Source organism: Turicibacter sp. HGF1, assembly GCF_000191865.1.
GTDB lineage: Bacteria > Bacillota_I > Bacilli_A > MOL361 > Turicibacteraceae > Turicibacter > Turicibacter sanguinis.
Genome location: NZ_AEXQ01000087.1, coordinates 1 through 13,610, shown reverse-complemented (window position 1 = coordinate 13,610; position 13,610 = coordinate 1). Strand labels below are relative to the sequence as shown.

Genomic DNA, 13,610 nt, shown 5'->3' with positions numbered 1-13,610 from the left:
TGCGAAGATTAGATATTCCCACGAAGGGCTGTTAGTTGTCCTCAGCTAGTCGCGTTAGCGACTTAGCTGAACTATACACCGCCTCGGGCGTGTGTTATCCGTATATTCTAGGCGAGGTGTAGCTGAGCCCTACTACTAGGAATGAATCATTTTTAGGATAAGAGCTTAGTACAACTTGTCCTGAGGGTTTTCGATCCATTTATTTGATTGCTTGAAGCATTGTAAGGCTGCTGATTAAGTTATATCTTTCAAAATATTGTTGAAGAGGTGAATGAAATGAAAAATGAATTCTTAAAAGACCTACAATGGCGTGGGTTAATTAATGATTGTACGGATTTTGATGCTTTAGATGAGTTAGTTGAGAAAGGGAATATCACGTTATACTGTGGTTTTGACCCAACAGCAGATAGTTTACATATTGGACATTTATTAATGATTTTAATTTTAAAACGATTCCAATTAGCAGGGCATAAACCATTAGCTCTTGTAGGAGGAGCAACAGGATTAATCGGGGATCCATCAGGTCGTTCGGTTGAACGTCCAGATAGTAATTTAGAAACAGTTGAAAAATGGTCTAACAGTATTAAAGGACAATTATCTCAATTCTTAGATTTCAATGAGACTGAAGCAAATGGTGCTGAAATCGTAAATAATTATGATTGGACTTCAAATGTTAATATGCTTGATTTCTTACGTGATGTTGGGAAATACTTTAATGTTAACTATATTTTAGCGAAAGACCTTGTATGTTCACGTTTAGATAAAGGGATGACATTCACTGAATTCTCTTATACGATTTTACAAGGAATGGATTTCAAACATTTATATGAAACCAAAAAATGTGTGTTACAAATTGGTGGATCGGATCAATGGGGGAATATTACCTCTGGACTTGAGTTAATTCGTAAACAATTAGGACATGAAGAAAAAGCAGTTGGATTAACAATGCCATTAGTAACAAAAGCGGATGGAACAAAGTTTGGAAAAACAGCAGGTGGAGCTGTTTGGTTAGATCGTAAGAAAACATCTCCATATGAGTTATACCAATTCTTAATCAACACAGCTGACGAAGATGTTGTCAAATTCTTAAAATACTTCACATTCTTAACAAAAGAAGAAATTGAAGCAGTAGAAGCAGAATTTAAAGAAGCACCACATTTACGTCATGGACAAAAAGTATTAGCACGTGAAGTGGTAACTTTAGTTCATGGTGTTGAAGCTTACGAACAAGCCTTAAAAATTACAGAAGCCTTATTCAGTGGAAACCTTGCAGGATTAACTGCTGAAGAAATCGAAGTTGGATTCAAAGATGTTCCATCAGTTGAATTAGCTGAAGATCTTAACTTAGTGGATGCCTTAGTGTTTGCTAAAGCGGCTAGCTCAAAACGTGAATCACGTGAATTCATCAATAATAATTCAATCTTAATTAACGGAGAAAAAGTTAATAATTTAGAATTTATTGTATCAAAAGAAAATGCAATTGGTGGTAAGTTTACAGTCATCCGCCGTGGTAAGAAGAAATATTTCTTAATTAAACACGTTTAGTCAAAAAAAAGAAATCGTGAGAAAAGTTTAATTTTTTCACGATTTCTTTTTTTATGAATTAACTTACCTTTGATTGTTGAAAGGCTTTAGGAGAAATTCCGCATTGTTTTTTGAAGAGACGACTAAATTGACCCACATCTTGAATTCCAACAAGTAAGGCAACCTCGCCTACTTTATAGTTCATTCGTAAATAGAGCTTGGCGAGATTAATCTTACGAGTATTAATATATTCTTTTGGCGTTTTGTGGACATATTTATTGAAGAGATAATGTAAATTTCGATGGGACATATAAGAAGCATTAGCTAAATCTTGAATGGTAATGGGTTTATTTAAATTACTTTTGATAAACATGAGCAATTGATTAAATTCACTTGGATAGCGATTCGCATCGAGAGGATGGCTATTTTGACTGGAACATAATAAAGATAAACCCTCGAAGGCCATTGTTTTCATCATATTGTAAATGCCATAATTATTTAGCGTATTAGGCCCGATGTGGTTCATTAAAAAATCGATATAAGAAAACATGTTATCACAATGATGAACAACTATTTCATGCTGCTGAGTAAAAGAATGAAGAATTTTTTCTTCAATAGAGGGAAAATGAGTAGGTGAAATAGCATGAATGTAATCAAGGGTAATCACAAAAAAGATTAAATAAAGCTCAGATGAATAAGTTCCATTAATGGAAGCTTTGAGCCTAATCTCATGTTCAATAAGAGGGTTACAGATAAAAATATCGCCTTTATTTAAATTATAAAGTTTGTCACCATGAAGATATTCTCCTGTTCCTTCAATCACAAAACAAAGTTCGTAGTAATCGTGACGGTGTACCTTATTAGTTGGAGAGATCTGATCAAATTTACATAGACTATCTGGTTTAATGGTTATCACAAAGCGACCGAATTTTTCCTGAATTAAAATATCTGATACTAAATTAAAGATATAAAATTTATCAATTCCCATAATAGCTCCTTGCACAATAGGTCAAATTTTTATTCGTTCTGGATTATTTGATATTTACCATAGTTTATTATAATAAGATTATATTCGAGATAGCGCTTAATGAAAAGAGAGAGTGTTAGAGGGATTTATAATATTAAAAAAATGTATCTATCAAAGAGGCTAAGGAGCGAACTGATATGTCAAAAATAAAATTAACGAAAAAATGGGAAGTTTTATTAATTCATCATACACACACTGATATTGGATATACGCAAAGTCAAGAAGTGATTGAGTTTTATCATGTGAACTTTATTAAACAGGTCATTGAGATTTTAGAGGGATTAAGAGTTCAGGGAAAAGAGAAAGATTTTAAATGGGTATGTGAGGCCTTTTGGGGTGTTGAAACTTTTTTAAGAAGAGTTGATGAATCATGGAGAAAGCGTTTTGAAACATGTGTGAAAAATGGTGGAATTGAACTGACGGGAAGCTATTTAAATATGACAGAATTAATTGATGACCAGGTATTAAAGAATCAAATCAAAAAATCTGTTGATTATGGAAAGAGCATTGAAAAAGAGGTTAGATGTGCCATGACAGCCGATATTAACGGTTATTCTTGGGGATTTGTTGATGCACTAGCTGAGAATGGAATTGAAAATTTATTATCCTGTGTTCATACTCATCATGGAATGTATCCTTTATTTAGGAAGTTAATGCCTTTTTATTGGGAGTCCGAAAAGGGGAATAAAGTGTTAGTCTGGAATGGGGAGCATTATCACTTTGGGAATGAGTTTGGGATTGTAAAAACAGCAACAGGATCATATGTTCATAAGGATGAACTTCGAGATTCTTTTACGCAAGATAAATTAAAAGAATATGGGCATAAACGTATGTATCGATACCTTAAATCATTAGAGGATCAAGCTTATGAATATAACTTTGTTCCGATTACCGTTCATGGACTCCCAACGGATAATAGTTCAGCTAATCTTGAGGTATTGGAATTTGTACAGTGGTGGAATGAGAATTTTTCGCATGAAGTTATAATTAAGATGTCGACGCTTGAGGAATTATTTGATCGTGTCAGGGCGAGTGAGGTTGAAATCCAAACGTATAGAGGGGATTGGCCAGATTGGTGGGCGTTTGGTGTAGGAAGTACACCAAACGCGGTAAAAGTCTATAAAGAAGCACAACGTTTATTACAAATGACAAAGATGATAGATGAAAATCTGTGTGACAACAAGTTAGTTAATGAATGTGAAGAAATGTTAATGTTGTATGCGGAACATACATGGGGACATTCTGCTTCGATTACAAATCCTTGGAATTCACTGGTTAACCTAATGGATTACAAAAAATCATCGTATGCTGCACGTGCGCATGAATTAGCGATTAGAAATTATTTAAATGTTCTGGAGGCAAGAGGGATGACGAGTTTAAAACCAAATCGAGAGCCAAAGTTTAAAGTGATAAATCCTCATTCGCGAACAGTCACCGAGTGTGTAAAATTATTTTTAGATTACTGGGAAACTTCAAATTTGATTAATGTCGTCGTTGATGATTTAGGAAATGAATATGCCACTCAAATTGAACGTCAGCCAAGAGGAGAGGCAATCCATTTTATTGCCACATTAGAAGCGAATGAAGAACGAACCTTTTGGGTGGAAAGACGAGAGCATCCAGTGCATTATATCAAAATTAAGAATGAATCAGCCTGTGTCCAAGGGTATGATGATATATTTTTATACGAGGATAAAAGAGCTGTTATTAAGTATGATCAGACCTATGAGAATGGGCATGTAAGAATTTCGTGGAACAAACAACATGGAATTATAAGTTGGTATGATAAAGTAAATCAGGTGGAATTGCTAGATCCCTCATCTGAAACAGGTGCATTTATGCCTATTTATGAATGTTCAAAAGCTTACTCTCAAACGACATCGGATCAATATAGCGTGCGTTCAAGACTCGGGCGGAATATGCGTGGAGCAAATCATGAGGTATATTATGCACACATTAAACAGATTACGATCAATGAAATAGGAGAGATTTATGGAAAGATTCAACTGGATTTAGAATTAGAGGGAACAACACTCGCAAAGGTCGAGCTTAAAATTTATCATGATATTTGTAAAGTTGAGGTTCAAGTTATTCTAAACAAGATGAGTGTTTGGGATCCTGAAAGTCTCTACGTTGCGCTACCTTTTGCTTATAATCAGCAAAAAATGGACTTATTTGCAGAGAAAACAGGATGTACTGTTCAATTGAAGAAAGATCAATTATTGGGAACAAATTGTGATTATTACTTGGTTCAAGAAGGGGTTGGATTAAAAAAAGGCAGTTATGGAATGAGCATCGCCATGCCGGACACCCCATTAATTTATACGTCCCCCTTAAGATATGAAAATGCAAAAAAATTATATCATCCTAAGTATACGAAGGCGACTGACTATGAACTTTACTCATGGCTGATGAATAATCTTTGGGAAACAAATTTCAAAGTATCATTAGCTGGATTTATTGAATTGAACTATGCGGTGAGCTGGTCAAATCAGATTGAAAGTAAGCAAGATTTAACAAGAAGAAATCATGAAATGAATATGGGATTCCTCAATTATCGAATCGACTAAAATATATAAGTAGCGTTAAGTTTTTCATAGCGTAAAAATCTTTAACGAATCACCCTAACAGTGGAGGATTTCTCTCTTTGAGAGGTTAGGTTCTCCCTATAAAGGGTCGTCATACCGACTCAAATCCATCTATCGTGAAAGATTCATTAGAAAGAATCCGTTTGATTAAACGGATTTTTTTATGTGATGATTTCGTTTAGTGTCAGAAGAAAAAAATAAATACAGCCACCATTGCCGTTAAGACTAGTATCAATTGAGAAAGAAAAGGACAATAAAAACTTTTTTATCTGTCAGTAGGTTCATAATAAGATAACAAAAAAAGACACCATGAGGTGCCTTAAAAAATTTTATAGTAAAATCCCGATTAAAACAACGGCGATCATAATTTGGGCAATTCCGATTAATAAACAGTAAATCCCGCTTTTGACGCCTGCTTTCATTAAATCTTTGAATTTAACACTCATTCCGATTCCGGCCAATGCAAAGATTTCTAAATAGTTACTAATTTGTTTAAATCCATGTGATATATTTTCATTAATGATTCCAACACTGAATAAGAAACACATGATAAAGAATCCAATGACATACCATGGAATTTTAATTTTTGCTTTTGGTTGTTGATGATGTAATTCTGCTTCATGGTTTTCTTCATCTTTTTTCAGTTTAGCAAATGATAAAATAACAAATACTAAGAAAATAATTCGGACAATTTTAAAGATGGTCGCGTATTGTAACACATCATGGTTAACCATTGAACCACTTCCAACAACTTGGCCAACTGATTGCAAGGTTCCTCCGATTAAAGCTGATGATTTAATGGTTTCATTTCCATAAAGAATAGAGGTTAAAAAGGGTAAAATCATCATTAAGATGGTTCCAGTTAAGTTAACTAATGTAATCGTAATAGATTTATCCACGTCGTTTGCCTTTATAACAGGTGCGGTCGCTCCAATAGCTGAAGATCCGCAGACAGCGTTACCTGCTGCCATTAATAAGCGGAAATCTTCTGAGAATCCAAGTTTTTTTCCAACAAGGATACAAAAAATAATGGTTAAAATCATTTGTAGTACGATGAAACTAACACCTGAAACACCTAATTGTAAAATAACCTTATAGCTTAAAGTTCCGCCTAATAAAACAATAGAGTAAGAAAGTAAGTTAGATTCTGAAAAACGAACCCCTTTATAGAAGCTTTTATGTGTTAAAACTGTATTCCCAAGTAATAGGCCGAGTAAAATCGCAATCGTCGCACCTCCGAGTGCTGGAACAAAGGTTCCAACGTATTTGGAAATTAACCCGATTATAATGCAGACAATAAGACCAGGTAATAGCTCTTTAACGTTTACAAACTTTTGTTGCATAAAGTTTCGAGTTTTCATTTAAAACGCTCCTTCATCTAAGTTCTACGTTATTAGTATATAACAGGTCTTATTATAAGTAAAATTAATTGTTATAATGCTAACAATAAGTAAAAATAATAATAGAGGTGTCAAATATGATTGATGAATTAAGATCATTTATTCAGGTAGTCGAAAATCAGAACTTTACAAAGGCGGCAAAGAAGTTAAAACTATCACAACCGGCAGTTAGTTTGCATATTTTAGGACTTGAAAAACAACTTGATACCAAACTTATTTTGCGATCTAATAAAGAAAAAAACTTTTTATTAACATCAGATGGGGAAATTTTATTTAAACGTGCAAAAGAAATTGTTCATCAGTATGATGATATGATTAATGAAATTAAATCACACGCAATGGAAGTTAAAGGAACCCTAAAAATTGGAGCTAGTTTGACGATTGGAGAGTATCTGCTACCTTCTATTCTTGGAGAGTTATCTAGGTTATATCCTGCCCTCAGTTTTGAAGTTACCATTGAAAATAGTCAGTCTATTTTAAATAAAGTGAATCAATTAGAGCTTGAGATTGGGTTAGTTGAAACTGAGATAGAAAGTGATCAATTGAATCGAGTCCCATTTTATCGGGATGTGCTACAAGTAGCCTACACGAGTAGTTTAGTTCCTCCAAACAATCCAGAACACTATCATCAGTTTTTTAATGAGCAAGTATGGTTATTACGAGAGTCAGGATCAGGGACGAGAGAGAGAACTGATTTCTTTTTAGAGAATTATGGAATTACACCGTATCGTCGAATTATTCTGGGGAGTAACTATATTATTAAAGAAACGCTCAGACAGCAACCCTCAGTTACCTTTACTTCAACGTTAATGAAGAAACAAAAGTTTGAGGGAATTGAGTATTTAGAAGATGAGGGATATCAATTATCACGATTATTTTATTACGTGACAAAAGATGGCGTTGTTTTGAGTAAACGCGTTCAAATTTTTATGGCTTTATTACAGGAATTATATGAGCCAGTAAAATAAAAAAAAGACTTCGGAAAATCCGAAGTCTTTTTTAATGAGCCATTAAAGATTAACGGCTGTAGAACTCTACGATTAAGTTTTCGTGGATGTCAGCGAATACTTCTGAACGTTCTGGTAAACGTACATAAGTTCCTGTCATTGTAGCTTCATCGAAAGTTACGAAGTCTGGACGGTGGATAGTAGCCTCTAAAGACGCTTTAACTACAGCTAAGTTAGCTGATTTTTCACGTAAAGAGATTGTTTGTCCTGGTTTTACTGAGTAAGAAGGAATATCAACGCGTTTTCCATCTACAGTAATGTGTCCGTGGTTTACTAATTGACGAGCTTGACGACGAGTCGCAGCTAATCCTAAACGATAAACTAAGTTATCTAAACGAGATTCTAACATGTATAAGAAGTTCTCACCATGTTTACCTGCTAATTTACCAGCTTTATCGTATGTACGACGGAATTGACGCTCAGTCATTCCATAAGCATGACGTAATTTTTGTTTCTCTTGTAATTGTAATCCGTATTCAGAGATTTTTTTACGAGATTGTCCGTGTTGCCCAGGTGCATAAGGGCGTTTTTGTAATTCTTTTCCGTTTTCTAAGATAGAGTATCCTAAACGACGAGAAATTTTCCAGCTTGGTCCAGTATAACGAGCCATGCTAATACCTCCTTTAATTTGTAAGAAATTTGATTTTGCATATCAAAAAAGGAGAAAATTTATCTTTACCTATAAGATAGATTAAAATCTCATATCCTCGCCTTTGCAGCCAAAAGGTTATACGATATGCCATCAGCCAAGCCAAGCTTTACTGAGGTTTAATCTAAACGTTATAGTCTGATAAACAGCTGCCTTTAATATACGCACTCAAGTATAATATCAACTTTCATTTGTATTGTCAACAAAAAATCCCTATCTCATACATTTACCATTTAATCTCTACAAAAAAAGGTTTAAATAAGTGATTCAACCAAAATTTGAACGAATTTTTCTAAGTAATGTTGATCGGTTTTTGAAAATCGATTCAAAAGCGGACTATCAATATCAAGGACCCCCATTAATTCGTTATCTTTAATAATCGGAACGACAATTTCAGAGTTGGTTGCACTATCACAAGCAATATGGCCAACAAATTCATGAACATTTTGAACTAATGCAGTTTGCTTTGTTGTTGCAACATAACCACAAACTCCCTTATCAAATGGAATACGAATGCAGGCTGGTAGTCCTTGAAAGGGTCCTAGTACGAGTTGGTTGTTTTTTACGAGATAGAATCCGACCCAGTTAATTTCCTCTAAAAATACATTTAGTAAGGCAGATGCATTAGAGAGGTTTGCAATTAAATCCGATTCTCCTGCAATTAAAGCTTTTAATTGTGCTAAAACGAGTTCGTAATTTTCTTCTAAAGTTCCAGTGTAAGCTTCTTTTTGAAACATCTTAAATTCCCCCTGAGATTTAATCTATAAGTTGGAGAAAATTATAACAAAAAATATAAGAAAAACATAGAAAGAATAGGATTTTTTGATTAAATTATGATATTATTGTAAGATAAAAAATAATTATTAATAATCGTGATGGAGGATACTATGGGAGATTTTAAGTTAATACTCTTGATTGTAATGGTCATTGTTCTCGTGACTGTATTATTATATTCAATCATTATTGTCTCAAAGAAGAAACAGTATTATACGAAAATCGATGAGCTTGATTATTTCAAACATGAGATATCTAATAAGACGGTACCGTTTGAGTTAGCAAAGTTACGCAGTACAAAAAAGAGTGAACGCATTGTAAAAATGGTGCAACAATGGGAACAACGTTGGGGGAAATTAGAAGCACAATTTATTACTGTCACGGAACAAATTATTTATGCGGAAGAGTTGGTGTCACAACGTAGCTTTTCAGAGGTTGATGAATTATTAGAGGAGACACATCAACAATTAGAGGAGCTCAATCAAGAGGTTGAGGGTTTATTAAATGAAATTAAGGAGTTAAAAAAATCAGAAGAACGTAGTCGTTCAAACGTCTTAGGGTTAAAAGAACACTTTGAACAGTTAAAGATTCAATATGAGGGGGAAATTGATCAATTTAGTGAATTTAAAGAAGAAATTAAACAGTTATTTAAAGACATTGAAAGTTTATTTTTTAAATTTAATGAATGTATGGAAGATTGTAATTATGATGTAGCAGATGAAACCATTGCGACGATTAAAATAGAGATGGAAAAAGTAACGATTATTTTTGATCGTGTACCGATTTATTTAACGAGTATTAAAACTGAGATTCGACCTTTATTAAAAGATGTTTTAAAAAGCTATGAAAACTTAACACAGTCAGGTGTCTATTTAAAACATTTAGAAATTGAAGAAACAATATCGATTTATAAAGAACAGTTATCACAAATGACGGATTTAATTAAACAGTTTGAATTTGAGCAAATCGAAACACGCTTGATGGAAATGAGTCAAGATGCGAAACAAATGATTACATTCATGAAAAAGGAATTAGAGATTCAAGATTCTTTAACGGGTGGATTAAAAGAAGTTAAAGAGTCCATTTCAAAAATGAATAAACAGGCCGATCATTTAAGTCAACGTTATGATAATATCAAATCAAATTATACATTACCTGAAGAAGATGAAGATAACTTTAATTTCATTTTAAATGAGGTTAAAATTATCACGAATAAATATGAATTTTTAGAAAAAAATGCGCAACAAAAACAAACGGCCAATTCAATTCTTTGTCGTGAGTTAGATGAGATTTTAAATCAAATGGATGAGATTGAACAACAGTTAAACATATTTGAACATGAAATTGAAAACTTATATGCGGGGGAAAAAGAGGCTCGTCAACGTGCGCTTAAGTTATTAAAAGCCTTTAATGATTTAAAAGGATACTATCAACAAGTGAAGTTACCAGTTAAGAATGACGAGATAAAACAAATGATGGGCTCAGCGAATCAAATGATGATGTCATTATTTGAGACGATTGGGCAAATGCCAATTAATATTACGGCGATTGAGGAGCAATTAAAAACCGCTGAGGATATGATTCAAATGCTCAGTTTTAAAGTTGAAAAAGAGGTTCAGCAATTAAAATTAGCAGAGCGTTTAATGGTTTATGGACATCGTTATATTGGCCGTGAAGGCATGTACGTGGTCGATTTAACGATTGCAGAAGATCAATTCAGACAAGGAAATTATGAAACAGTGATTCATAACATGAAAGATTTAATTAAAACATTAGAAGGTTCAGCGTTTGATTTTACATTTGATCAGTTTAAACAAGAATTAGATTGTTATTTATTATAGAAAGTAAATGGGGAGACTATCTATACAAGGAGGATAACTTTGATAGATAGTCTTTTTTATTTGAAACGATTGAAGTAGTGAAATGGAAATAATTCAGTCTAAGTGGGAGATAATAACGATAAAGAGAGATTTTTTCCGTAAGACAACATATGTTAGTAGTGGAGGAAATTAATTTTTTTCTCGCAAAGCTCCTTATTTCCTCATATTTTATAATGTAAACAAATCATAGAATGACCATTTTATTTATCATAGACGTTTACGAAAATCGTCATTTGTGATTCTATCATAAATGTGGTATAATGTCGAAACGTGAAATACACTAATTTATAGTGAGATTAGTAGTAAGAATGGACGTTTAAAATGGGCGTGAGATGTTTATGTCGGAAGGAGAATGACCATGATTTATTTAGATAATAGCGCGACCACTTCAGTTGATCCAGAAGTGTTGACAGCTTTTACAAAAGTTAATCAGAACTTCTGGGGAAACCCAAGCTCACTTCATGCCTTTGGAGCTCGTGCTGAACAACTATTAATTCAAGCAGAAAAACAAACCTTATCTTTATTGAATGCTAAGCAACATAAAGTGATTTTTACATCTGGTGCAACAGAAAGTAATAATTTAGCCATTCGTGGTGTCTGTCATGCCTATAAAAATCGTGGTTGTCATATCATTACAACCCCAGTGGAGCATGCCTCAGTTTATGAAACAGCCGAAGACCTGGAACAAGAAGGTTTTCGCGTAACTTTCATTGATGTAAAAAAATCTAAAACAGAAATTTTAAAACAAATTGAAGAAGCAATTTGTGAAGATACGATTTTAATTTCTTGTATGCATGTTAACAATGAAATGGGAATGATTTTCCCAATTTATGAAATTGGACAATTAATTAAAAAATATCCAAAAATAAAATTTCATGTTGATGCTGTTCAAAGTGTAGGGAAAATTCCTGTTGATATGGATAAAATGAATATTGATTTATTATCATTATCTGCTCATAAGTTTCATGGCTTAAAAGGGTGTGGAGCTCTCGTAATGAATCAATATTTAAAACTTGTTCCTGAAATTACAGGTGGTCATCAAATGTATGGCCTTCGTTCAGGAACGATTAATGTAGCAGGGGCAGTAGCTTTAGCCAAAGCTTTGCGATTAGCGATTGAGCCTTTAAATGCAAATTATAATCATGTTAAATCATTATATGACTATACAGTAAAAGAATTAAAAGCGATGGACGGAGTAACGGTAAATGACTGCTATCCTGAATTAACACCATACATTATTAATTTTGCTGTTGAGAATATTAAAGGGGAAACATTAGTTCATGCTTTAGAGGAACATGATGTTTATATCTCTGCTAAATCAGCTTGTTCGTCAAAGTCTGCTCAAGCATCAAGAATTTTACTAGCACTTGGAGTTAGTGAAGAGGTGGCTTTAGATAGCGTACGATTAAGCTTTGCTAATACGTCAACACTTGAAGAAGCGACACAATTCATAAATGCACTAAAACTTGTCGTTGTACAAATGAGGAAGGAAATGATGAAATGATTTATGACCGTATATTAGTTCGCTATGGTGAATTATCAATTAAAGGAAAGAATCGTAAGTATTTTAAAAATGCCTTACACCGTATTATCCGTCGTAAATGTCGTTCGTTAGAAAACATTACGTATGAAATCACACGTGATCGTTTCTATATTATTTTAAATGGAACGGCGCCAGAATTAGTGACAGAGCAATTAGATAAAGTATTTGGATTACAGTCATATAGCTTATGTGCTCGTTGTGAAAATGATATTGATGCTATGAAAGCATTAGCTTTAGAGATTATTAAAGAAATGCCACAAGTTCCTACAACATTTAAAGTCGAAACAAAGCGCGCTCAAAAACAATTTCCAATGACTTCAGGTGAAATTTCACGTGGAGTGGGAGCTCACTTATTAATTAATACTGAACATTTATCGGTAGATGTTCATCATCCAGATGTGACAGTATTTGTTGAGGTTCGTCGTGAAGGAACATTCATCATGGCAGAACATATTAAAGGATTAGGTGGATTCCCTGTTGGAATTAGTGGGAAAGGTCTTTTAATGATTTCTGGTGGAATTGATAGCCCAGTAGCGGGATATTTAATGCAAAAACGTGGAGTTGAAATTGAAGCGATTCACTTTGCATCACCACCGTATACATCAGTTCGATCAAAACAAAAAGTATTAGACTTAATGGAGAAAAATGCACATTATGCGCCAGTAGATGAAATTAACGTACACGTTGTTCCGTTTACTGAATTACAAACAGCTATTTATGAAAACATTCCAAATAGCTATACCATGACAGTTATGCGTCGTATGATGTATCGTATTGCTGAAGGAATCGCTAAAAAACGTGAAATTTTAGTTTTAGCAAATGGAGAAAGCTTAGGACAAGTTGCTTCACAAACTTTAGCAAGTATGTATGCCATCAATGCGGTTACGAATATGCCAATTATTCGTCCAGTTGCGACACTTGATAAAAATGAAATTATTGAGATTGCGAAACACATCGATACTTATGATATTTCAATTCGTCCATATGAGGACTGCTGTACGGTCTTTGTTCCGGAACATCCTGCAACAAACCCTTCATTAGAAAAATGTATTGAGTTTGAACAAAACTTTGATTTCGAATCATTAGTGCAAAAATGTATTGATGAAACAGAAATTATCACAGTACGTGCCGGAGAAATGATTGAGTTAGAAGATAATGCCGTTTGTGCATTAAATGATTTATTCTAAAAAAAAAGCTAAAAGAAGAAATTCTTTTAGC

10 protein-coding genes are annotated in these 13,610 nt (G+C 33.6%); 6 read left to right on the top strand and 4 right to left on the bottom strand.

Features of this window, described 5'->3' with window-relative positions; genetic code table 11:
• Positions 1 to 276: 276 nt before the first annotated feature.
• Positions 277 to 1,545, top strand: a complete 1,269-nt coding sequence (gene tyrS, locus HMPREF9402_RS08640; protein ID WP_006785348.1) for a tyrosine--tRNA ligase — start codon at positions 277 to 279, stop codon at positions 1,543 to 1,545.
• Between the two features lie 58 nt (positions 1,546 to 1,603).
• Here the strand turns inward: tyrS and HMPREF9402_RS08635 are convergent, their stop codons facing one another.
• A complete protein-coding gene (locus HMPREF9402_RS08635; protein ID WP_009607135.1) occupies positions 1,604 to 2,512 on the bottom strand; it encodes an AraC family transcriptional regulator in 909 nt (302 codons plus the stop codon).
• Positions 2,513 to 2,688: 176 nt separating this feature from the next.
• Between HMPREF9402_RS08635 and HMPREF9402_RS08630 the strand changes: the two genes are divergently transcribed.
• Positions 2,689 to 5,121 (top strand): glycoside hydrolase family 38 C-terminal domain-containing protein, encoded by a 2,433-nt coding sequence (locus HMPREF9402_RS08630; RefSeq protein ID WP_009607143.1) that lies wholly within the window; start codon positions 2,689 to 2,691, stop codon positions 5,119 to 5,121.
• A gap of 347 nt (positions 5,122 to 5,468) precedes the next feature.
• On the opposite strand, the gene HMPREF9402_RS08625 is transcribed toward HMPREF9402_RS08630, so the two are convergent.
• Complete coding sequence (locus tag HMPREF9402_RS08625; RefSeq protein ID WP_006785351.1) at positions 5,469 to 6,500, bottom strand: YeiH family protein; 1,032 nt, start codon at positions 6,498 to 6,500, stop codon at positions 5,469 to 5,471.
• Between the two features lie 116 nt (positions 6,501 to 6,616).
• Between HMPREF9402_RS08625 and HMPREF9402_RS08620 the strand changes: the two genes are divergently transcribed.
• The gene (locus tag HMPREF9402_RS08620) at positions 6,617 to 7,507 is read left to right on the top strand and encodes a LysR family transcriptional regulator (RefSeq protein WP_009607142.1); all 891 of its coding nucleotides are present in this window, start codon (positions 6,617 to 6,619) and stop codon (positions 7,505 to 7,507) included.
• A gap of 49 nt (positions 7,508 to 7,556) precedes the next feature.
• On the opposite strand, the gene rpsD is transcribed toward HMPREF9402_RS08620, so the two are convergent.
• Both rpsD and HMPREF9402_RS08610 read right to left on the bottom strand, forming a co-directional pair.
• On the bottom strand, positions 7,557 to 8,156 hold the full coding sequence (gene rpsD, locus HMPREF9402_RS08615) for a 30S ribosomal protein S4 (protein ID WP_009607141.1): 600 nt from the start codon (positions 8,154 to 8,156) through the stop codon (positions 7,557 to 7,559).
• Positions 8,157 to 8,449: 293 nt separating this feature from the next.
• Positions 8,450 to 8,932, bottom strand: a complete 483-nt coding sequence (locus tag HMPREF9402_RS08610; protein WP_009607152.1) for a GAF domain-containing protein — start codon at positions 8,930 to 8,932, stop codon at positions 8,450 to 8,452.
• Between the two features lie 150 nt (positions 8,933 to 9,082).
• Here HMPREF9402_RS08610 and HMPREF9402_RS08605 point away from each other — a divergent pair, with 150 nt between their 5' ends.
• From HMPREF9402_RS08605 to thiI, 3 genes are all read left to right on the top strand, one after another.
• Positions 9,083 to 10,810 (top strand): septation ring formation regulator EzrA, encoded by a 1,728-nt coding sequence (locus HMPREF9402_RS08605; protein ID WP_009607149.1) that lies wholly within the window; start codon positions 9,083 to 9,085, stop codon positions 10,808 to 10,810.
• A 397-nt stretch (positions 10,811 to 11,207) separates the two neighbouring features.
• A complete protein-coding gene (locus HMPREF9402_RS08600; RefSeq protein WP_009607150.1) occupies positions 11,208 to 12,353 on the top strand; it encodes a cysteine desulfurase family protein in 1,146 nt (381 codons plus the stop codon).
• Entirely contained in the window at positions 12,350 to 13,579 is a 1,230-nt protein-coding gene (gene thiI / locus HMPREF9402_RS08595) for a tRNA uracil 4-sulfurtransferase ThiI (RefSeq protein ID WP_006785358.1), read from the top strand. The genes HMPREF9402_RS08600 and thiI overlap by 4 nt, the downstream gene beginning before the upstream one ends.
• Positions 13,580 to 13,610 lie beyond the last annotated feature (31 nt).

Excerpts from the sequence above, each read along its gene's own strand:
- tyrS (WP_006785348.1), top strand. The coding sequence starts at position 277 with ATGAAAAATGAATTCTTAAAAGACCTACAATGGCGTGGGTTAATTAAT.
- HMPREF9402_RS08635 (WP_009607135.1), bottom strand. The coding sequence starts at position 2,512 with ATGGGAATTGATAAATTTTATATCTTTAATTTAGTATCAGATATTTTA.
- HMPREF9402_RS08630 (WP_009607143.1), top strand. The coding sequence starts at position 2,689 with ATGTCAAAAATAAAATTAACGAAAAAATGGGAAGTTTTATTAATTCAT.
- HMPREF9402_RS08625 (WP_006785351.1), bottom strand. The coding sequence starts at position 6,500 with ATGAAAACTCGAAACTTTATGCAACAAAAGTTTGTAAACGTTAAAGAG.
- HMPREF9402_RS08620 (WP_009607142.1), top strand. The coding sequence starts at position 6,617 with ATGATTGATGAATTAAGATCATTTATTCAGGTAGTCGAAAATCAGAAC.
- rpsD (WP_009607141.1), bottom strand. The coding sequence starts at position 8,156 with ATGGCTCGTTATACTGGACCAAGCTGGAAAATTTCTCGTCGTTTAGGA.
- HMPREF9402_RS08610 (WP_009607152.1), bottom strand. The coding sequence starts at position 8,932 with ATGTTTCAAAAAGAAGCTTACACTGGAACTTTAGAAGAAAATTACGAA.
- HMPREF9402_RS08605 (WP_009607149.1), top strand. The coding sequence starts at position 9,083 with ATGGGAGATTTTAAGTTAATACTCTTGATTGTAATGGTCATTGTTCTC.
- HMPREF9402_RS08600 (WP_009607150.1), top strand. The coding sequence starts at position 11,208 with ATGATTTATTTAGATAATAGCGCGACCACTTCAGTTGATCCAGAAGTG.
- thiI (WP_006785358.1), top strand. The coding sequence starts at position 12,350 with ATGATTTATGACCGTATATTAGTTCGCTATGGTGAATTATCAATTAAA.